The 21,808-nt window shown below is 45.7% G+C and carries 11 protein-coding genes; 4 read left to right on the top strand and 7 right to left on the bottom strand.

The window, feature by feature from the left end; translation table 11 throughout:
• Nucleotides 1-51 precede the first annotated feature (51 nt).
• From KDM90_RS07845 to KDM90_RS07820, 6 genes are all read right to left on the bottom strand, one after another.
• Nucleotides 52-6,582 carry a hybrid sensor histidine kinase/response regulator gene (locus tag KDM90_RS07845; RefSeq protein WP_212675067.1) on the bottom strand — a complete coding sequence of 2,177 codons (6,531 nt, stop codon included), beginning with the start codon at nucleotides 6,580-6,582 and terminating at the stop codon, nucleotides 52-54.
• A 93-nt stretch (nucleotides 6,583-6,675) separates the two neighbouring features.
• Complete coding sequence (locus tag KDM90_RS07840; RefSeq protein WP_230409685.1) at nucleotides 6,676-9,057, bottom strand: methyl-accepting chemotaxis protein; 2,382 nt, start codon at nucleotides 9,055-9,057, stop codon at nucleotides 6,676-6,678.
• A gap of 74 nt (nucleotides 9,058-9,131) precedes the next feature.
• Nucleotides 9,132-9,734 carry a chemotaxis protein CheW gene (locus KDM90_RS07835; protein ID WP_212675066.1) on the bottom strand — a complete coding sequence of 201 codons (603 nt, stop codon included), beginning with the start codon at nucleotides 9,732-9,734 and terminating at the stop codon, nucleotides 9,132-9,134.
• Nucleotides 9,735-9,746: 12 nt separating this feature from the next.
• Nucleotides 9,747-10,112 carry a response regulator gene (locus KDM90_RS07830; protein WP_186943644.1) on the bottom strand — a complete coding sequence of 122 codons (366 nt, stop codon included), beginning with the start codon at nucleotides 10,110-10,112 and terminating at the stop codon, nucleotides 9,747-9,749.
• A 22-nt stretch (nucleotides 10,113-10,134) separates the two neighbouring features.
• Nucleotides 10,135-10,542 carry a response regulator gene (locus tag KDM90_RS07825; RefSeq protein WP_212675065.1) on the bottom strand — a complete coding sequence of 136 codons (408 nt, stop codon included), beginning with the start codon at nucleotides 10,540-10,542 and terminating at the stop codon, nucleotides 10,135-10,137.
• A 190-nt stretch (nucleotides 10,543-10,732) separates the two neighbouring features.
• Nucleotides 10,733-10,903 carry a rubredoxin gene (locus tag KDM90_RS07820; RefSeq protein ID WP_189344643.1) on the bottom strand — a complete coding sequence of 57 codons (171 nt, stop codon included), beginning with the start codon at nucleotides 10,901-10,903 and terminating at the stop codon, nucleotides 10,733-10,735.
• Between the two features lie 312 nt (nucleotides 10,904-11,215).
• Here KDM90_RS07820 and hemL point away from each other — a divergent pair, with 312 nt between their 5' ends.
• The 4 genes from hemL to KDM90_RS07800 all read left to right on the top strand — a co-directional run bounded on the left by hemL (nucleotide 11,216) and on the right by KDM90_RS07800 (nucleotide 17,512).
• Nucleotides 11,216-12,505, top strand: coding sequence for a glutamate-1-semialdehyde 2,1-aminomutase (gene hemL, locus KDM90_RS07815; RefSeq protein ID WP_212675064.1), 1,290 nt, complete (start codon nucleotides 11,216-11,218; stop codon nucleotides 12,503-12,505).
• Nucleotides 12,506-12,656: 151 nt separating this feature from the next.
• Nucleotides 12,657-14,522 carry a TolC family outer membrane protein gene (locus KDM90_RS07810; protein WP_212675063.1) on the top strand — a complete coding sequence of 622 codons (1,866 nt, stop codon included), beginning with the start codon at nucleotides 12,657-12,659 and terminating at the stop codon, nucleotides 14,520-14,522.
• 392 nt (nucleotides 14,523-14,914) lie between these two features.
• Nucleotides 14,915-15,481, top strand: coding sequence for a transglutaminase-like cysteine peptidase (locus KDM90_RS07805; RefSeq protein WP_212675062.1), 567 nt, complete (start codon nucleotides 14,915-14,917; stop codon nucleotides 15,479-15,481).
• A 108-nt stretch (nucleotides 15,482-15,589) separates the two neighbouring features.
• The gene (locus KDM90_RS07800) at nucleotides 15,590-17,512 is read left to right on the top strand and encodes a bifunctional diguanylate cyclase/phosphodiesterase (protein ID WP_212675061.1); all 1,923 of its coding nucleotides are present in this window, start codon (nucleotides 15,590-15,592) and stop codon (nucleotides 17,510-17,512) included.
• Between the two features lie 415 nt (nucleotides 17,513-17,927).
• On the opposite strand, the gene KDM90_RS07795 is transcribed toward KDM90_RS07800, so the two are convergent.
• Nucleotides 17,928-21,808, bottom strand: a 3,881-nt coding sequence (locus tag KDM90_RS07795) for a beta strand repeat-containing protein (RefSeq protein WP_212675060.1), incomplete at its 5' end; no start/stop codon positions are given.

The raw sequence follows: 21,808 nt of genomic DNA, 5'->3' as shown, positions 1-21,808 counted from the left end.
AAAGCCCCGATAAGTCGGGGCTTTTTTATCTTTAAACGGATCGAGATCAGTTTAAATAGGTAGGTCCGCGGTTTTGTTCACAAATCCACTAATCGCAGCCAATAAATCGTCCTCACGATACGGCTTACCGAAATACTCATTCACACCCAACTCGGCCGCATAATTTCGATGCTTATCTGCGGTTCGGGAGGTAATCATAATGATCGGAATATGATGTGTGCGGGTATCACTGCGAACATTGCGAGTCAAATCAAAGCCATCCATCCGTGGCATTTCAATATCGACGAGCATCACATCGGGCGTAATGGATTGCAATTGCTCCAATGCATCAATGCCATCTTTTGCCAATACGACTTGGTAGCCCTCGCGTACCAATAAGCGCTGTGTAACCCGACGCACCGTCAATGAATCGTCGACGACCATAACGATATGGTGGGAACGCAAGCCTTGGACCGGCGCTACATTTGATGGAGCACTTTCCTGCGCCACCATTTCAGCAACCGCGCCCATTTCCAATGATAGTGCATCAGTCGTCGTATCGGGCAATTTCGCGCGCTCGTACTCAATTTTTTGCGCCAATGGAACCGGATTGAGAATCAAAACTATATTGCCAGACCCTAAGACTGTCGCACCTGCGATACCGATCATCCGCGCTAACTGAGGTCCGACGTTCTTCACCACAACCTCACGATTACCAATAATTTGATCAACATGAATAGCGACACGTTCGTTATCACTCTTCATAATCAGAATCGGTGTGTATTGTTGTGTATCAGGCGTTGCATCGCGCTCACCCAACATACTCGGCAAGTAATGCAATGGGACACGATTTCCCTGCCACATAATTGCACCGTCGTTATACGCTGTTGCCAATGCCGCCGATTTCAGTTGTTGCACTTGCTCGACCAAAACAGATGGTACGGCAAATGTCTTTCCACCCGCATTCAAAATCACAACTTGGGTGACCGCCAGTGTCAAAGGCAGATGAATCGTGAAATGTGCTCCCTGACCTTCGACGGTACTGACCGACACACGACCACCGAGTGACGCAGCCTCAGACCGAACCACGTCCATGCCGACGCCTCGCCCTGCTAATTCTGTGACTTCATTCGCAGTTGAAAATCCAGCCTCAAAGATAAGATTCACTACATCAGACTCTTGCATGAAAGTTTCATCAGTCAACAAGCCAACGTTCTTGGCTTTGTCGCGAATGCGCTCGATATTCAATCCTTGGCCATCGTCATTGAAATGAATAACAACTTCGTTACCCTCTTGTCGAATCTCGATTAGCAGCTGACCAACTTCATTCTTCCCACGTGCAATTCGATCTTGTCTCGATTCGATACCATGGACAATCGCGTTCCTCAGCATATGCTCGAAAGGTGCGACCATTTTTTCCAAAACGCTACGATCAATCTCGACCGATGTACCACGAATATCCAAATTTACACGCTTGTCGACTTCTTTTGCGGTCTGACGAGCAATTCGATAGAGCCTCTCCGACACACTTGAGAATGGAATCATACGAACGCGCATCAAATCTTGTTGCAACTCACGCGTCAAACGTGCTTGCGCATTCAAATCGCTCGTCGCCCCTTCAATCGTACGGTTCAAAGCAGTTTGAACCGTTGCCACGTCGCTGACACTTTCTGCCATCATTCGTGTTAATTCTTGTAAGCGCGTAAATCGATCAAACTCCAATGGATCAAATTCACGATCACCTGAAAATGCCATTCGTGAAGTGATTTGCGTTTCAGCTTGAATCTCGACTTCGCGCAATTGATCGCGCAAACGACTCACGTTTTCAGTTAATTCTGATAACGATGCCTTTAATGTATCGACCTCATTTTCGAGCTTCGATCGAGAGATCGAAACCTCACCCGCTTGATTGACTAATCGATCCAAAATATCCGCGCGCACACGAACCAAGGGCACTGGTGCATTACTAGCCTGCGTCACCACTTGCGGTGCAACTTGCCTTAAAGCGCGCGCGACAATCGCCGGCTTATTCACCGACGTTTCGACCGCAGACACATCCCTAGGCGATGGGATCAAGCGTGAGTTTTCGGAGTCAGCTAAATCATTCGCTGCTTCTGATCTAACTTGTTCCGAAGGTGAGCTATCACGAGAAATAGAATCAATTTCGATTTCCTGCGGCTTCGCACTAGCTTCAGGTTCAACCGAAACTGCTGTCGCCACATAACGGTTTAATTCTTCAGTCGCACTTAAGTTACTCGAATCATCTTCCGGAGCAAGCTGCGCCGCTAATTCCGGATTTTGTAAACGTTCAAATAAATGCATCGCGTAATCGTGGCGCGCGATCAAATCCTCCAATAGAGGCTGACGGATCGCACTCCCGGTATGCATTAAGTTTTCGATACGAGTTTCCATATCATGCGTGTGCTGACCCAGTTGCATCGCACCGGCCATACGTGCACTACCCTTCACTGTATGCATGAGCCGCAAAATCGATTGCGGAATAGCATCATCTTCAGGGCTTTGCTGCCAGGAACGCAGCAATTGACCTATCATCGGCAATAAATCATTCCCCTCCTCGAGGAAAACTGGCAACAAATCTTGGTCGATTTCATCGCTAACTTTCAGCTCAATTTCAGAGCTACTACGTTCAACAATTAAAGCAGGTGTCTCGACACTTTCCAATTCCAACTCTGCGATCGCCGGTTCGTCTAGCCCATTCAATGTCTGCACCTGAGACATATCGGATATCGAATCATGTGACCGCGTCAGGTCTACTTCTACATCCGCTTGTTCTCCCGCGACCAACTCAGCATCTTTAGAAATAGGGGCGGAGCTATCTTCGTCAATACTTGCAGGCGCTGCATTTGCGACCTCAGAATCAGTCAACTCCAATGAATTATCTAGTGCTTTATCGCCTGCATGGTCAACCGTCAAAGTCGCAGTCGTCTCACCGTCATTAGGCAACGATTCGGTCGTCACGCTCAGTTCAGGCAGTGCGTTATTACCTAGCTCGACCTCACCCAGCTCTAGCGATTCTTGGTGCGCAAGTTCGGAGTCAACGTCAGGATCAAAGTCAACACTATTCTGTGGCGCCACGATATCCAGTAAATCAGGATCCAGCTTTTCATTCGTGGACGTTATGAACTCCTCATCATCGCCAACATTGGAACGTGCAATGACTGCGGCGAGTAGCTGGCTCAACTCTTGAATTTGATGCGGAACGCGCTCCGCCATTTCAGACAAAGCGAACTTCAACAGCATCGCTTTCACGCATTCAACCGCGTGATCGAGTAAATCAAATTCCGTACTTTCGAGTTCAACCGGATGCCGTTCCAATCGCTGCAAAACATTTTCCAAGCTGTGGGCTAACTCTTGCGCAGGGAATAATCCAACGGTCGCGGAACTTCCCGCCAATGAATGTGCTGCATGCACAGCGTGACGTGAAACTTGTCGAGAAGGCTCATGACGCCATTCAGCAAAATCCTGTGCCAAGAAACGTACAATTTCATCGGTTTCCGCCATGTAGATCGTGTGAAGCGGCAGACTAATTTCAATTTCGCCAATCCGTTTCGTATTGTCAGAATCGGTGGAAACCGGCATGGAGAAATCAGGGAACTCAATAATCTTTGCAGTCGCCTGACTTGGCTCAACATCTAATGTATCCGTTTCTTCGACGACTATACTTTGCTCAGAGAATGAATCTGGTTCACCAAACTTCTGATCAAGAATTTCGTCTCCATCATCAAAAACACTGCTGTTCCCATTCAAGGCAGAGTCTGATTGAATCAAATCATCATGCGGATCAGTTGGTAAAACATTGGTACTTGTCGTTGGCTCAACGAGAGTCAATCCAACAGCCGAATCCAATTCAGGCTCGAACTGCTCAGTTTCCAATATTGGAATCTCAAGTTCAAAACCTTCATCAACAAATTCGCCGAGCGGCAATTCTGGTATTTCTTCGATTATTTCACTTAATTGCGTTTCACCAATATCTGAATGCTGTGGTTCGGGAGCGACTTCGGTTTTTTGCTGCGCCAATTCTAAAGCAAGCTCAGGTTCGTCGTTGATCGTTACGACTTCAATAGCCGGTTGATCAAGACTGAAGGCTTGACCCTCCTTCACTCGTACCGCTGCTGCAATAATCGCGTCAGAATTTCTATTCGAACTTCCTTTACCTTTTAACTCTTCGACCCAAGCAAACATTTCCTCTGCCGCGTATTCGAGCAATTGGTAAAGCGGCTCCGTTCCAGAGCGCGACTCTGACAACCACAAGTTCATCACTTGTTCGATATTCCAAGCACCTTCACCAAATACTGTCAGGCCGACCATTCGGCCGCTGCCTTTCAAAGTATGGAAAGAACGACGTAAGCGAATTAGATATTCCTGATTGGCAGAATCATGGCGGGACAACGGGATATTTTCACGAACTGCGCCAAGAACCTCATCTGCCTCCGTTAAGAAAATTTCAAGTAATTCGGCATCAATTGCTTCCTCAGTTTCCGGTAACTCTTGACTTAACTGAATTTCAGGAGTCGTTTCCACATGGGAGGTCGCGGCAACAATGCCATCCAATGCGGTCGCTTGCGACAAATCCGCATGTGCTAGCAAATCAATGGCCGTTTTTGCCCGAGTACTGGCTTCGGTGTCGTCAAGCAAAGCAGCGAACGATCGTTCACTATCCAAGGAATCCTTCAACTTCGCTTGCAATGCCGAGTCAGCAGGAGAATGAACCAAGGAAGCGAGCAAGCGCTCTGATTCTTTTTGCTGTTCAATCAAATCTTGTTCCGCCGTAGCGACATGCACTTGGCGAGGATCAGCTTCCAATGGTATCGAAGGCAACAACTCCTTTTCTGGCGCTTTTTCTAGCAGACGCGTTTGAAAGGTACCCGCTGCACCATCGAAACTAAACCGTTTTTTTGCAAATTCTGGCTGACTCTGCAACGTTTCAATAAAGAATGACAAGGCGCCAACATTTTGCGCTACTTTTTGATGTAAGCCACCTAACTCTGCCGAACTTAAACCATGCTCACCATCGATAAACTGCTTCACCAATTCACGTGTATGCGAAACGGCAGCAAGCGCATCGTCCTGATCAAGTATCGCCAACGCACCACCAATTTGCGCCAAAATACCATCTACCGGCGATAAGATCGCGGTGTTTGAAACGTCCCTAAAATGTTCATCCAGTGCTTTTTCGGCTTGTTTCAAACTCAACTGCATTTCACCAACGAGAACACCCATGGTTTGTCGCTGTTGTGCTTCACGCGATATTTCACCGATCCAAGTCGCTTGATTATCAGGAACTTCACCGCCAACGACGGAAAGCAATCGTGCTGAAATTTCATCAGCGCGAGCCGAAAAGTTCGCTGGTAAATGGGTAATCTGGTCTAATGAATTTTCTAGAAATAACAAGCAAGTTGCCAATTCAAGTCCCATCCGCTCCTTGTCTTGTGCACGCACTGCGTGACTTGCGATTCCATTTAATTCGCGCAACAGCTTCGTCAACGGAGCTGAATGCAATGAAGCACCGACCTCCGCCAAATCTTTCATTTTTTGTGAAAATTTTTCTGCTAATCCAAGATCACCGTTGGAGATTCTGCCCCACAAATTTTTAATATTTCCCAGCAGCTCTTTAACGTTAGTCAAGACCTGTGGCGCAATCAAACCATAGCGTTTTTGATCATAGTCCTCAGGCACATGATTATCGAGTTGGTATGCCTTTCGAATTTGCGCTACAAATGGCGAAGGCTCACGTACCTGTGCAATAAAAAACAAAGCGTCGCGCAAAAGGCGCTCAGGAACACTCGTATTGCCTTCAACCAAGCGACGAATCTGGAGATTAATACGTCCCCAAATTTGTTTGATATGCCGCTCATCGCGCGCATCAATTGAAGAAGCCGACTCTGCAAATGCACGCATCACCAACCAAAATGCTTTGGTTTGCGAGGTTGTCTGCGCCTGTTCAATCTCACGAATCAGCCCACTCATTTTCAGGCAGGCATCACTCTTGGCATTGCCATCCTTACTCGTCAATACTGTCAACAGCAATTTCTCAAAACGCAATCGAATTGCGCCGTAATTAATATCAACAGGGGTCAACGACAAAGCTAATTCAGGGATTTTTTCCTGAACAGATAACGATGGAAAAAATAGATCCGCTGGATGAATACGTTCTGCCCCCTTTAACTCAAGCAAGGCTCGGTATTCAGGAAAAAGACGTACGGGTTGCTGTGGATTACCTGCCAGCAAATCCTCGAGATAGCGCTGTACGGCATAAAACGCTTCTGTCACTTTTTGAACGACATCCGCTGATATCTCTAGCTTGTCGGCCTGAATTCTTTCAATTAACTCTTCGACCGTTTCCGTTACAATCGAAACGCCCTCTACCTCAACAATTTGCAAAGCACCATGCGCTTGATGCAAATAAGTTTTCGCTTGAAGCAAAGATGTTGTTTGAGTATCTGCATCTTGACCGACAGCGTCATTCAGCAACTTGCCCGCACTCGTGAGGGCTTCCCGCAATTCCGTCATCACCCAAGACAATGGTGCAATATCAAATTGCTCATGTCCTGAATCCAACGATTTAGAAGAACCTGATGTCATTCTTAAACCCCGCAAACTCTGGAAGCGGGAAACCTTGTTTCCCGCATTGCATTTAAAAGCAGTATATTTCCTGCTTTAACTTGTGGCTAACGCTCAGGCAGTCACGCGGAATCGCGATACTGAGTTTTTCAGTTCTTCCGCCAATTTTGACAAGTCTTTAATAGAGAGTGAGGTCTGCTGCGTTCCGTTTTGCGTTTTTTCCGTAATTGTCAAAATGTGTTGAATATTTTGTGCAACACCATTCGCTGAGGTTGCTTGCTGTTCGGTTGAAAGTGAAATACCTTGAATCAACTCCGCTAGGCGGTTCGAAACACTACGAATTTCAGACAATGCCGTACCCGCCGCATCTGACAGTTTTGCTCCCTCAACCACACCCTGAGTTGACTTTTCCATCGCGGCAACCGCATCATGCGTATCCGTTTGAATCGTACGAACCAGCGCACCAATCTGCTTGGTCGCTTCAGCGGAACGTTCCGCCAATCGCTGAACCTCTTCCGCAACAACGGAGAAACCTCGACCAGCTTCACCCGCAGATGCCGCCTGAATCGCCGCATTCAACGCCAAAACGTTGGTCTGTTCAGTAATATCGGAAATCAGTTCTGTAATCTCACCAATCTCTTGTGAAGATTCACCGAGACGCTTAATACGTTTAGACGTTTCTTGAATTTGTTCACGAATCTCGTTCATGCCCTTGATCGTGTTTTCCACCGCTAATGCACCTTGCTCTGCCGCAGCAACTGATTGACGCGCAACCTCTGCAGATTCATTCGCAGAACGGGAAACTTCTGTAATATCGTTTGCCATGGTGGTAATCGCTTTACCCGCATCCACAATCTCACGCGCTTGTTGATGCGAAGCCTCCAACAATTCGTCTGAAATATTTTGCGCTTGGGACGACGCTGTTGTAACTTGTACCGCAGTTGTCGTAACACGACCAACCAGACCACGCAACTCTTCCACCGTGTAATTAACTGAGTCGGCGATCGCACCAGTAATATCTTCGGAAACCGTCGCTTGTACCGTCAAGTCACCGTCCGCCACTTCTTGCAATTCATTCATTAAGCGCAAAATCGCGGCCTGATTTTGTTCGTTCACGGCGTTCGCTTGTTCCTCTTGTTTCTGCGCCAATTGCATTTGCGCATCGGCCTCTAGACGACGTTGATTCGCTTCTTTCGCACGATTACGACTGTCTTGCAACAACACCACCGCAATCCCTGCAGCAGAAACCAAAGCTAAGGTAGCTGACAGCATCAAAAACCAGAAAGATAGATTGGTTGAGTCTTGCTGTGCTGTATATGTTTTTTCTAGGGTTGAAATTTTTTGCTTTAATTCTTCGTTTTCATTAAAAATCAATTGTTCTGATTTTTTCGCTTCGATAAATTCATTATTTTTCGCCAAGATACTATCAACACTCTTTTTGTAGTCTACGAATTTTTTTTGTAATGTCGTCAGCAAAGCACGAATTGCAGGGTCTTTCACCGCAGCCAATTTATTAATTTCACTACCGTTCAAAAATCCTTCAATCAACTCGTAAAAAGTATTCGCATCTTTACCTAACAAGAAGGCTTTTTCTGGATTGATACCTTCTGTCGTCATAAATTCACTCGCGCTTCGTGCTAATCGTTGCGTCAACATCACTAACTGACCTGATGCGAAAATCGCTTGCGCTGAGGCGCCACCTTGCACTTCGCGAGTCGAAATATCGCTCGTTAAAATTTCTAACTCGGATGACAATAAGTTCATATTCTCCAAGTCTTCACGGAAGCCCGCCAATTCTTTTTTTGTCTTCGTAATAATCGACGCCGCATTGCTCGAGTTAGTCCATGCAGCTTTTGTTGCTTTCAGAATCGGCTCAACTGATGAACTTGGTTTCGAAATAGAACGCCCCTTGTATTCTCCGCCTTCCATTAACACTTTCAAGTTCGCGTTGATCGTCTTTTGACTTTCTTCCAATTGTGAGAATGCCGCTGGTTTTCCATAAATCGCATTCGGTGCAGCTTTACCGATACGCTGCGAGTGCATCAAAATTTCACCAGAAATTTGTGCCTGAGTGGAAATCAAAGTCGACTGACTTGCATTCAAATAAACGAACAATGCACTAAGTCCAAGCGACAAACCCATCGCAATCAATAAATATCGGATTTGTTTTTGCAGAGAAAGATGACCGATCAAAGGCAAGCGAATGTCGCGCCCTTTATCCAGGGTATCGCCTAAAATCGTTGCATCGACGCGATTGATCGTGCTGTCAAAATTAATTTCTTTTTCTGGTTCAGCAAATGGCAAAGCCTCGGGCTCACCTGCTTGAACTTCAATCTCTTCTAACATTCTGACGTTTTGCGCCTCCTCTATCGTCTCCGCAGGCTGATGAATCTCATTCTCAATCGACGTTGTCGATGTCTCTGAAGGCTGATTCGCAAAGTCTAAATCTTTGACTTCTTGGTCTTCAGACGAATGTGGTTGGTTATTCAATGCCATTACAAAATCTCCTAAACGATTGAAAAGCGAGGCTTTTTCAGTTTTACTTATCCGTCAAACACTTCTTTTTTTATTTACAAGCCTATATGCAAAAATTCCTGATCTTGCACCAGCAACGACAAGCTTAATTGCGACCAAATATGTCCATCTGCATCAATAAATCGATTCAATACCCAAGGCTTTCTCGCCCCAATTTGAGGCTCATCTGAACTTGCCATTTCATCGATCAAATCCATCTCATCGGCATTTCGCAAGCCGAGGACCTTAGAAACCAATAATCCACTATTGAATGACAGAGAATTCGAGAATGCCAGAACACGGCACGATGCGTCGAGAAAAGTTGCTTCATTTCCCTCGAATAGTGAATAGTCAATAACGCTTGTCAAACTACCCCGCACGTTTGATAAGCCCAAATACCACGGTTTGGTCAAAGGCACTTTTGTTAAATTGCCCGAAGTCACGATTTCACCGGCTTCGCGCAAATCGATTAAGTAACGTTGCTTGCCTATTAAGACGCCAAGCTGGTTAGCTCGTACGTGTGAGCCCGCCTTTGCCGCCTGCATGCGTTCCATCAATTGTGACTGAAAATCACGTAGACGCGCACGTCTTCCCACTGATGCGGAAACTCCTGTTTCTGTTTCCTGAACGACTAACTTCTCACTCGATTTCTCTGTCATAAACTCAATCACTTAACCAAGTGCTGCAATTTTCGCCAGTAACTCTTGCGGATCGATCGGTTTCACCAAATAGTCGCGAGCACCTTGGCGTAACCCCCAAATCCTGTCCGTTTCTTGATTCTTACTGGTGCAAATAATGACAGGGACGTCTTGCGTTTCAGGATCACGGGAAATCGCACGAGTGATTTGAAATCCATTTTGACCTGGCATGACCACATCCATCAAAATCAATTGAGGTTTATCTGCCTTAATCTTGGTAAGCGCATCTTCACCATTTTCTGCTGTTGAAACTGAAAATCCGTTCTTTACCAAAATATCGGTGAGGAAATAACGCTCCGTTGGAGAATCGTCAACGATCAAAATCTTTTGTATTGCCATTTTCAACCTCGAAAAAGTTTTTTTAAATAGTGTTTGAAATTGCCTCAGAGGTATATTTACGCACCGTTTTTAAGAGGCTATCCTTTGTAAACGGTTTAGTGAGATATTCTTCCGAACCGACCATGGCACCGCGCGCCCGATCAAACAAGCCGTCTTTCGAAGACAGCATAATGACTGGCGTGTCACGAAACTTGGCGCTTTTTTTGATCAGAGCGCAAGTTTGGTAGCCATCTAATCGGGGCATCAAAATATCGCAGAAAATCAAATGTGGGTGCGTGTCATTGATTTTTGCCAATGCATCAAACCCGTCTTCTGCCAAAACCACTTTATATCCAACTTGCCCCAAAAAAATCTCGGCAGATCGACGGATAGTACTACTGTCATCGATTACCATAATTCTTAAATTTTCATTACCAATGGAAGTTGACATGTGACTATCTCAGAGTAGAAGAATTTTTACTACATCGCACTGTATCAAAATTTATCAAGCTTGCACCAATTTTTAAGTGTTTCTTCACGATGAAACAACAATTCCAGAGTCTGCTTTTGAAAACCTCAGCAAAAATAGAGTCCATCCCCTAATCCTTGCCATTCAATCCGGGACTTAGACAAACTTGCGATCAGACCGGCACCATATCAAAATCATCTTTCCGCGCGCCACATTCTGGACAAGTCCAATTCAATGGAACATCCTCCCATTTTGTCCCTGGAGCAATTCCATCTTCTGGCATCCCGGCGGCCTCATCATAAATCCAACCACAAATCAAACACATCATTGTTTTATATTCCACGAAATAAATTCCTTTTAGATAACGACTTTAAATAGGTGTTGAGTTAATATCAGCATTATATTTTTCTCGAAATATATTTAGAAGCGTAATCGGCACTCTTCCTTCGAAAACATCGAAGAATAAACAAAGTTATCAATTTATTCCACTAAAAATGCCAGGGTTTCGGAGCGTTCTTTATATCGGATTGAAGCTATTTTTATAAAAGACAAACATCGACAATGCCGGCGAAACGATAATACTTAACACAAAAATAAAATCTTTTTTACCCCTAATTCTATTCATTCAATTCATTTCTGTAGCGAGTACCCTAGTATGTCATCCAATGAAATTTTATTTCAACGTGCTCAACGTTCCACACCTGGTGGTGTCAATTCACCAGTTCGAGCTTTCCATTCAGTAGGAGGAACACCTCGCTTTATAAAAAAAGCAAATGGTCCTTATATTTGGGATGCCGACGACAAGCAGTACATCGACTATATTGGATCTTGGGGACCCGCCATCCTTGGGCATGCGCATCCAAGTGTTATCGAAGCGGTTCAGGAAGCTGCTGCACTTGGCTTAAGTTTTGGCGCCCCCACCGAGGCGGAAGTTTTAATGGCAGAAGAAATCTGTCGACTCGTTCCCTCTATTGAGCAGGTGCGGCTCGTTTCAAGTGGCACTGAGGCGACGATGAGCGCACTTCGGCTCGCACGCGGAGCAACGAAACGTGACAAGATTGTAAAATTTGAAGGTTGCTACCACGGTCATGCCGATTCACTGCTCGTAAAAGCCGGCAGCGGCCTACTGACTTTTGGTAACCCGACATCCTCTGGTGTGCCGAATGACTTTACCAAACACACATTGGTGTTGGATTACAACAACTGCGAACAACTTGAGGCTGCGTTCGCTCAATTTGGTAGTGAAATTGCCTGTGTCATTGTCGAACCCGTCGCTGGCAACATGAATCTGATACGTGCTACGCAACAATTCTTAGAAACGATGCGTAAACTATGCACTGAACACAGTAGTATTTTGATCTTTGATGAAGTAATGTGTGGATTTCGGGTCTCACTAGGTGGGGCGCAAGAAATATATAACATTCAACCTGATCTGACTGCCTTGGGTAAAGTGATCGGTGGAGGCTTGCCAGTAGCCGCGTTTGGGGGTAGGTCTGACATCATGGCTCACCTCGCCCCACTTGGCGGCGTATACCAAGCTGGAACATTGTCCGGCAACCCGGTTGCGGTTGCATGTGGCTTAACAACGTTAAAATTAATTCAAGAATCAGATTTTTATAGCAAGCTCAGCCATCACACCAAATTATTGACAGATGGCTTGAATGGCTTAGGACAAGAGCTGGGTATTGATTTCTGCGCTGATGCCATCGGTGGTATGTTTGGCATTTATTTCTCAAAGAATGTACCAACTAGTTTCGCGGAAGTCATGCAGTGTGACGCAGAGAGTTTTAAGAAATTCTTTCATGCCATGTTGGATCGTGGCATATATCTTGCTCCTTCTGCATTTGAGGCTGGATTTGTCTCAGCAAGCCACTCTGAATCCGTGATAAAAACAACCATTGCTGCAGCACGTGAAGCCCTGTTGGAAATTAGCACAAAGAATTGACATGTAAATTAGTCTCACTGAAGTTGCCGCACAGCATTGAATGTGTGAACTTTTGAAAAATAGACATTAATACACTAAGGATTTCTTGTACTTGTCGATAATGTTCTGCTATCTTTCGCATCAACTTAATCTTGAACTATTTGAGAAAAACATGTCACTAAATCTAAAGCAAATTAGTCTAGCAATTAGCTTAGCGTCAACGACAGTCTGGGCTCAGGCACAAACGCAGACTCTCAAAGAAGCTGCTCAGAAGGCAATTCTCACTAACCCTGAAATTCAAGCTAAATGGCACGCCTTCCAGTCAACTAGTTCCAGCCGCGACGCAGCTTTTGGTGCTTACCTTCCGAACGTCACAGTTAGCGCGGATGCTGGGCGTGATAATCGAGACAATCGCCTTGGCAAGTCAGAAATGACGCGGAATTCGACTGCGATCAGTTTAAACCAAATGATTTACGACGGTTTTTTAACCAGCAGCCAAGTTAAGCAAATGGACCATCTCAAGCAGGTTCGTTTCTTTGAACTTCAAGACACTTCAGAAAATATTACTTTGGAAGTGGTTCGAGCCTATGCTGACGTGGTTCGTTTCCGTAAATTGGTTAGTCTATCTGAGGACAATTACGTCCGTCATCGTGCCGTATTTGAGCAAATCCAAGCGAAGTCAAAAGCCGGGGTTAGTCGCCGAGTGGATCTTGAACAAATTTCAGGTCGCTTGGCTTTAGCAGAGGCAAATCTCGTTACGGAAACATCGAATTTGCATGATGTCAGTGCGCGCTTCCAACGTTTAGTGGGCGCGATGCCAGCAAAAGACCTAGAAAACCTGAGTACTTTAATCAAAGCAAGCCCTAGCTCAGTCAAAGATGCGCTGAATACCGCATTCACCAGCAACCCAGCAATCATGGCTAGCTTGGAAAACATAGAATCTGTGAACTTTGGCGTTAACTCACGCAAATCAGCTTATCAACCACGCCTCGATTTCAAAGCCCGAGCTGAGCGTGGGAACAATATTGACTATGTGTCAGGTCGAACGAATAACAACACAGCCGAAGTCGTCATGTCGTGGAACATATTTAACGGCGGTTCGGATAAGGCAAGAGTACAAGAGGCGGCTAATCAGTTGAACTTGGCGCGCGATTTACGTGATAAAACATGCCGCGATGTTCGACAAACGGTTGCTATAGCATTTAACGATACAAAGAAATTATCGGAGCAATTGAATTTCCTAGATCAACACCAACTCTCGATTGAGAAGGCGCGCGATGCTTATCGCCAACAATTTGATATCGGACAGCGCTCACTATTAGATTTATTGGATACCGAAAATGAGCTATTCCAAGCTAAACGCTCTTTCGCAAATGCAGAAATTGACTTATTTCTAGCCTACGCTCGAACTCAAGCAGGTATGGGCAAGTTATATGCAGCTCTGGGACTAGAGCGCCGCGATGATGGTGCTGGAAGTTTAAAATCACTCGACTCAAATGCCAACGCTGCGGCAGCAAATTGCCCAATTGAAGCGCCAGAAATCTATACGATCAATAAAGCACAATTGGATCAAAGAGCAATGGAGGGTCTAGTTAATCTTGAGCCGATTAAGCCGACCACAAAAGTAACACCGCTTGAAAATAATGTCCCAGTTGCAAAAGCAAGCGAACCAACGAAAGATCATGTCGCTGTTTCACGCACCGCGATTCTAAATTCATTGAAGAGCTGGCGCGATGCCTGGGTAAATATGAATGCTGACGCCTACTTTAATTTCTATTCTCAAAAATACACATCGAGAGAGTCATGGAAAACAGCACGGCGTGCACGCTTAATGAATGCGCAAAAAATTAGTCTTGATCTGTCAGACATTAAATTTACAATGCAAGACAGCAAGCACGCGACAACGAGTTTTCAACAAGATTACCGCTCTGCAAATTATCAGGATAGCCTCCAAAAAACACTTTATTGGGAGGAAACAAATGGAAAATGGCAGATTGTTAATGAATCAGTGTCAGGACCAAAAGCAAAACAATGGTGATCTAAACAATCGCATTTGAGGTGCTAAATTCAAAGAAACCCGTTGGCGTCCCTAGCGGGTTTTTTTGTGACTGAAGTAGGAACAAAGATATTGAATGTTTCTCGCAAGAAGCATTTTCTTGTAGAATGAATGGAATCGCAAGAACGTAGTTTACTTCGTTTATCAGCATTGTTAGGCTAACGAAAACTTCAATCAACGTTTAGTCATTCAGTACAGGCAAGGCACAAGGCGTTCAGTTTTCTCAACATTCTACAGTCGAGCTCAGATTGCACTCTGCTTCATTCTTCGGTCGACGCACATCCATTCAGATCGCAAAGATCGCTTTGCTTTGTGCGCTAGGCTTACTCTCTTTTGTGTCTCATGGTATCAATTGGGATCGATTGAGAATCAGTATGCGTAGCCTAGGTGGCGATGAACAAATATTCAGTGAATGGACGAATCTCATCAACAACAATCTTGATACAAGTACAGATCAAAAACTTCAGCGAGTGAATCAATTTTTCAATAGGAAATTAATTTATACGGAAGACATAGAACTTTGGGGACAGTCAGATTATTGGGCAACACCATTAGAAAGTCTTTCGAAGAAAAAAGGTGATTGCGAAGATTTCGTGATTGCTAAATATTTTAGCTTGCGCAATCTCAACATTCCCGACACGCAACTGCGATTAATTTACGTCAAAGCACGAATTGGTGGTAGTAACAGCGCTATTACGCAGGCACACATGGTGCTCGCATATTATCCGACAGCGGACGGTGAACCATTAATTCTAGATAATTTAATTACAGATATTCGCCCTGCATCAAGACGCACAGACCTATCGCCGATCTTTAGTTTTAATGGTCAAGGTATTTTTGCAGGCGCGGCGAGCAACGCCACCTTAGGGCCTGGTGGCACCAGCCGTCTATCGCGTTGGCAGGATCTGCTCGAGCGCGCGAAAAAAGAAGGTTTTGATTAGGCAAATACCTGCCTTTAGAAACAGTAAGTATTAGTATCAATTGAAAAATGAATCGCTTTATTCGAAGTACAGTTCGAGAAAGCATTCAAAATAATTAAAGGAATGACCATGTCGATGTACCGCCAACTTTGGTTCGCCATTATTCTTAGCACACTGATCGCTTTGGTCGGAAGCTTGTTTGCGTCGACGATGAGCTCCCGAGCGTACTTGAATGAACAACTGAGAATGAAAAATTCCGACAATGCAACAGTACTTGCATTGTCCTTAAGTCAAAAGAATATCGAACCAGTTGAACTGGAATTAATCGTCGCATCACTTTTCGACAATGGACATTACGCTTCCATCAAGGTCACCGACCCAAATGGAAAGACGTTGATTGATAGACGTGCAAACAATGAACAAATTGATGTCCCTTCATGGTTCAGGGATCTATTTCCTATTCAATCGACACCTGGGCAGGCCCAGATAAGCAGTGGATGGAAACAGATAGGAACAATTTCACTCGTGAGCCACAGTAGTGGTGCTTACGCCACCTTATGGCAATCAGTGAAAGAAATGGCCGCAGCACTTACTTTTTCTGGGCTCATCGCATGTTATTTAGGCGCACTTATTTTACGTCGCATCAAACAACCTCTGCGCGCTGTGATTGATCAAGCAAAAGGTATGACTGAACGCCGTTTTATCATTACTCCGGAGTCCACAGTTCCAGAGTTAAAGCAGCTATCGTCCGCGATGAATTCCACAGTTTTGCTCTTGAAGTCGATGTTCTCCGAAGAAGCAGAACGACTAGAAACGTTGCGAATACAGGCAAATTCTGATGCAACCACCGGCCTAGCAAATCGCACCCATTTCATTAGCCAATTACAAGCTAGTGTTGAGGAAGAAAACGCACCGTCGGGAAGTTTGATTATCATCCGGCTAAGTGGACTTGCTGCTGTCAATAAAGGATTAGGACGAAATAAAACAGATGATTTATTAAAGCAAGTTGGACAACTCTTACTTATCCATCAAAAACACCTCAATGATGGTTTAGCTGCGCGGTTAAATGGTACTGATTTTGCACTATTATTCCGCCGCGAAGACGCCGCGCCGATTGCACAAAAATTACTGAATGATATACAGAAGATATTTGTCAGCGCGACAGAGCAATTTGTCGTATCGATTGGTTTTGGTCATTTCGACTTTGGGATTGCACCCAGCAGTTTGCTCGCACAAGTCGATGCCGCTGTTGCGAGTGCTGAAGCAGTGGGAGTTAGCGAGGTTCGTCAATCTGCTCCACTCAACATTGAACACGCCCCCCGCAGTGCAGAAGAATGGTCCAAACTCATCCTGCGCGCAATTGAACAGAATTGGGTCAAGCTAGCTTATTTCCCTGTCATCAAAAATGATGGCACATGCGTGCACAAAGAGTCTGCCCTTCGTCTTATGTTTGGTGGAGAATGGTTTCCAGCAGCGCGTTTTTTGCCGATTGCAGAACGTTTAGGCTTAACTGAAAAGCTCGATCTGATCGCAGCTAAATTAGCCTTAGACGAACTAAGCAAATCAAATTCTAGTATCGATATTGCTGTCAACCTATCGGCACAATCTATTCAAAGCGTCGATTTTCGTAACAAACTGCGAGCGATTTTATCGAGCAAACCAGCAGCAGCGAAACACCTTTGGCTAGAGGTTCCTGAAAATGGCGTGTTCGCGAATATTGACGCTTTCCGCCAATTCCATGCAGACTTAGCACCGACTTCTTGCCATCTCGGACTAGAACATTTTGGGCGTCAATTCGACAAAATTAATTTGCTGCACGATCTTAAATTGAATTACGTAAAAATCGATAGTGGATTTGTTCGCAATATTGATAGCAATGAAGGGAACCAAGCGTTCATCAAAGGTGTATGTACAATTGTCCATCGACTTGCTCTGCAATGCTTTGCGGAGGGTGTCACAACGCCAGCAGAACTCAGAACTCTGAGTCAACTCGGACTCGATGCAGCAACGGGGCCTGAGGTGGGTAGACAATTCCCTCTTCTTGAAAAGTGAAAATAGGTCGGGGCTTGCTGAGCTCATTCGATTTTTCAGAAAATTCCTGAAGACTCAACCTCGATCACTCCACGTCAACAATCCATTCAACAACACTTAAAAAGAGGGGCTGAATTCAATTGAAGTCAGATCCTCTTTTCCTCCAATTTCCTTGAGTCTCCCAAGAATCGAAAATAATTTCGCGTTACTCGATGAGGGCAAGCTGCACCCAGCATTTAATGCCAGCGATGTAGCAACTTCTTTTTGTCTTTTGGCCTACTAGTAGCTCGATAGACGAGCGACACAGAAAAATCTATTCCTAAAAAAATTCCCCCCAGAGTACGAACGATCTCTGGAGGGAAATTTTTTTAAATCTTCAACCTCATGATTTCACCAAATCAAAAACGTTGAATAGGTCTTCCTAACTTGAAGTCAATTAGTCAGTGACAATTTTCCCTTTCGCAATCAAGTCGTTAATGAGTTGCAAGTCTGTCGTGAATCCTGTAGTTAAATTCACACCAGCGATGACAATTTGCTGAACATCATTACTAGTGACATTAGTCGGATTGCTTGCAACAACGTTGCCAGCAGTAAATGCCCCGCTCGTGCTGATGTACACGGTTGTATTCGCGCCATCCCAGTTAAAGTGCAAGAACTTGTCAAGCGTCGCGCTCGATTCGCCAACTAGGAGATCACGTAAATCCAAGCGATCGCCTCCACTTGCAAATGAACCATTTCCAAAGTCAGTAATTTGATCAATTGCTGGAGCACCTGTCGTTCCGTTATCGTTCAAAGCCCATTTGAATGTATCGGCACCTGCCCCACCAGTCAAGGTGTCCGAGCCTGTGCCTCCAGTAAGAATATCTGCACCACTACCACCAGCCAAAGAATCATTACCAGCGCCACCAAGCATCGAATCATTGTCCACAGTTCCATTCATCGTGTTGGGATTACCATTACCAATTACTTGACTATAACCGTTAGTACTCATTCCATTCAGAACGGTGAAGTTCAGATTTTGTGACGCGCTTGTAAATGTCGTACCACCGGTCTCTGTTGTCGTCGCGGTGACCCCGATTGAAATATCCCCAACCGTGCTAGCCAACATTTGCAACTTAGCAGAGGCAAACTCAATTGCCGGCACAGTCACTACGCCACCCACCGCAGCAATTCCAGAGGGATGGGCATCGGTCACGATCGTTGATCCCGCAGGCAAACTTGAGAATTTATAACTCAAAGTTTCGGAACCATCGGTATCGGCGAGAGTCGCACTAACATAGGTGGCCAAAGAAAGTTGAGTCAAACTTCCCGATCCTGCGTTGCCAGCGATCACACCTTGCCGTTCGGTCAATACAATATCGTCGATCATCGCACCACGACCACCCGCTTCATACTGTGTTGCGTCTGAGATGATCGTGATATTCTGCGATCCACCCGTTCCTATGAAACTAAATTTCAAACTCTGCCAATTTAATGATCCTTGTGTACTTATATTTGAATAGGACGCCACTTTGACACCATCCACCAACACCGTAATAAAAGTAAAGTCATTCGAATATCCGTTGCGACCCGCATAGTCGAAAGTTAGATCATAAGCACGACCAGCAACCGTTGTGACAGCTCGCTCGATCCCTAATGTTTGAACAATAGAATTTGCATTATTTAGTTCAAGCCAATTGGTCCCATTGCCAGTCATGGCATTGACTGTGGGTGTCGTGCCGCTTTGTGATGTCATCGTGTCGCCAGTTGACCATATTTCAAATCGATTGCTTCCTGCACCATAATTATCTGGCGTATCGATACGTGTCCATCCACTAAGTATTGTTTGATCCACACCAGTCGACGAGTTATCGATATTTAATTGATCTTGTGTCAAACCAATCCCTGCATCGGTCGCTTCCCAAGATGTAGAGAATTTCGTACTTGCCGTAACATTAGTAACAGTTAAGGTTGCGGTGTCCACGACTGGCCGAACGTCGATCGTCAATGTACCGGTATTACTTAGATTTCCTCCATTATCCACACCTTGGAATGTGAAGTTTGCATAATCATTAAACTTATTGCCGACGCCTGGTGTCGCGAAACTACTATCACCTGACTCATTCGCACCAGGAACAAATCGTAAGTTATTCCCGACCACTTGAGCCTGAGTGATCGTCAAGCCAACAGCACTCACCCAAGATATTCCATTAAAGAACTGCAAAACACCGGCCGTCGGGGCAGTCAAAATTTTCACGCTCAACGTATCCCCAGCGTTCGCGTCCGTGATACCAAAGTCAGCCCAGCCCAAACGATAAGTTGCACCGCTCACGCTACCGCCACCTGTTATAACTGAAGCCGCATCTTCGGTAATTGTGATCGCTTTCGAGGTGGCGACTGGTGCGAATTCGTTATCAGTAATACCGCCAGCGCCCGTTACCCCTGAAATCACTAGCGGCAAGGTTTCTGTCGCTGCTGAATCGAGAATCGTGTCATCAATTGTCGCTACAGTCACAGTGAAAGTGCTTACACCAACTGGCACAATCAAATTACCTCCGACCAAACTAACACCATTGCTAAATGTGGGCGTCGTGTTGAAGTCGCTGGTTCCCGTTGCTGTACCTCCTCCTAAAGTGTAGGCATAAGTTGAGGCATTCGAGGTTGCAGCTGACAAACTCACTGTGTAGACTAAATTATTACCTTCGACCACATTATTGTCACCCGTACCTGCGGCACCCGGTTCAACAGAAATCACCGTTGGCTTGTCATTATCGAGAATGCCGCCTGTACCAGTGATGCCTGCCACCGCCAATGGCAAAGTCTCAGCGGTCGATGATTCTAAGAGCGTATCGTCAACTGTTGCCACAGTAATAGTAAAACTTGACACACCCGCTGGGACAATCAGATTACTTCCAACAAGACTTACTCCATTACTGAAAGTCGGTGTTGTCGCGTAATCACTTGTTGCCGTCGCAGTGCCACCACCTAAGGTGTAAGCGTAGGTTGACGTATTCGATGTGGTTCCAGCCAAAGTAATCGTGTAAACCAAGTCACTACCCTCGACCACATTGTTGTCACCCACTCCAGGTGCGCCCGGTTCAACAGTCGATACAGCAGGTTTCTCATTATCCAAAATGCCACCTGCACCGGTGATACCACCAATAACCAATGGTAAAGTCTCCGCAGTCGCAGATTCCAGAATCGTGTCATCAATCGTCGCGACCGTCACGGTGAAGCTGGAGACACCCGCTGGCACGATCAAATTACTACCCACTAGGCTCACGCCATTACTGAATGTCGGTGTGGTGTTGTAGTCACTCGTTGCACTCGCTGTACCGCCACCCAAGGCATAGGCGTAGGTCGAAGCAATCGTCGTGGTTGAAGACAGCGTCACTGAGTAAATCAAGTTTGCACCTTCAACCACGTTGTTATCGCCAACACCAGGAGCGCCCGGCTCAACCAAACTAATTGTAGGTTGGTCGTTATCAATAATGCCACCATTGCCCGTCACACCACCCACTACCAATGGCAAGGTCTCTGGTGACGCACTATCGACAATCGTGTCATTAATTGTCGCAACCGTGACCGTGAAGCTGGACACGCCCGCTGGGACGATCAAGTTGCTACCGACCAAGCTCACACCATTGCTAAATGTCGGTGTGGTGTTGTAGTCGCTCGTTGCTGTCGCTGTACCGCCACCCAAGGTGTAGGCATAGGTCGAGGTATTCGATGTCGTTCCTGTCAACGTGATCGTATAGGTCAAGTTATTACCTTCGACCACATTATTGTCACCCACACCCGGTGCGCCTGGTTCAACTGTGGAAACCGCTGGCTTGTCGTTATCGATAATGCCGCCTGTCCCTGTCACACCTGCTATCACCAACGGCACCGTTTCTGCTGTCGCCGATTCCAAGATTGTGTCGTCGACTGTTCCTACCGTCACCGTGAAGCTGGACACGCCCGCTGGGACGATCAAGTTGCTACCGACCAAGCTCACGCCATTGCTGAACGTTGGGGCGGTGTTGTAGTCACTCGTTGCAGTCGCTGTACCGCCACCCAAGGTATAGGCGTAGGTCGACGCAATTGTGGTACCCGATGTCAAGGACACGGTGTACGTCAGGTTATTCCCTTCCACTACATTACCACCACTGACCACTGTACTAATCGTTGGTTGGTCATCATCAATAATGCCACCATTGCCTGTCACACCGCCCACTACCAATGGCAAGGTTTCTGGTGACGCACTATCGACAATCGTGTCATTAATTGTCGCGACCGTGACCGTGAAGCTGGACACGCCCGCTGGGACGATCAAGTTGCTACCGACCAAGCTCACGC

The organism is Affinundibacterium fentianense, from assembly GCF_018139545.1.
In the GTDB taxonomy this organism is placed as follows: domain Bacteria; phylum Pseudomonadota; class Gammaproteobacteria; order Burkholderiales; family Burkholderiaceae_D; genus Undibacterium; species Undibacterium fentianense.
This window is presented reverse-complemented; position numbering and strand designations above follow the sequence as displayed.

Excerpts from the sequence above, each read along its gene's own strand:
- KDM90_RS07845 (WP_212675067.1), bottom strand. The coding sequence starts at position 6,582 with ATGACATCAGGTTCTTCTAAATCGTTGGATTCAGGACATGAGCAATTT.
- KDM90_RS07840 (WP_230409685.1), bottom strand. The coding sequence starts at position 9,057 with ATGGCATTGAATAACCAACCACATTCGTCTGAAGACCAAGAAGTCAAA.
- KDM90_RS07835 (WP_212675066.1), bottom strand. The coding sequence starts at position 9,734 with ATGACAGAGAAATCGAGTGAGAAGTTAGTCGTTCAGGAAACAGAAACA.
- KDM90_RS07830 (WP_186943644.1), bottom strand. The coding sequence starts at position 10,112 with ATGGCAATACAAAAGATTTTGATCGTTGACGATTCTCCAACGGAGCGT.
- KDM90_RS07825 (WP_212675065.1), bottom strand. The coding sequence starts at position 10,542 with ATGTCAACTTCCATTGGTAATGAAAATTTAAGAATTATGGTAATCGAT.
- hemL (WP_212675064.1), top strand. The coding sequence starts at position 11,216 with ATGTCATCCAATGAAATTTTATTTCAACGTGCTCAACGTTCCACACCT.
- KDM90_RS07810 (WP_212675063.1), top strand. The coding sequence starts at position 12,657 with ATGTCACTAAATCTAAAGCAAATTAGTCTAGCAATTAGCTTAGCGTCA.
- KDM90_RS07805 (WP_212675062.1), top strand. The coding sequence starts at position 14,915 with ATGCGTAGCCTAGGTGGCGATGAACAAATATTCAGTGAATGGACGAAT.
- KDM90_RS07800 (WP_212675061.1), top strand. The coding sequence starts at position 15,590 with ATGTCGATGTACCGCCAACTTTGGTTCGCCATTATTCTTAGCACACTG.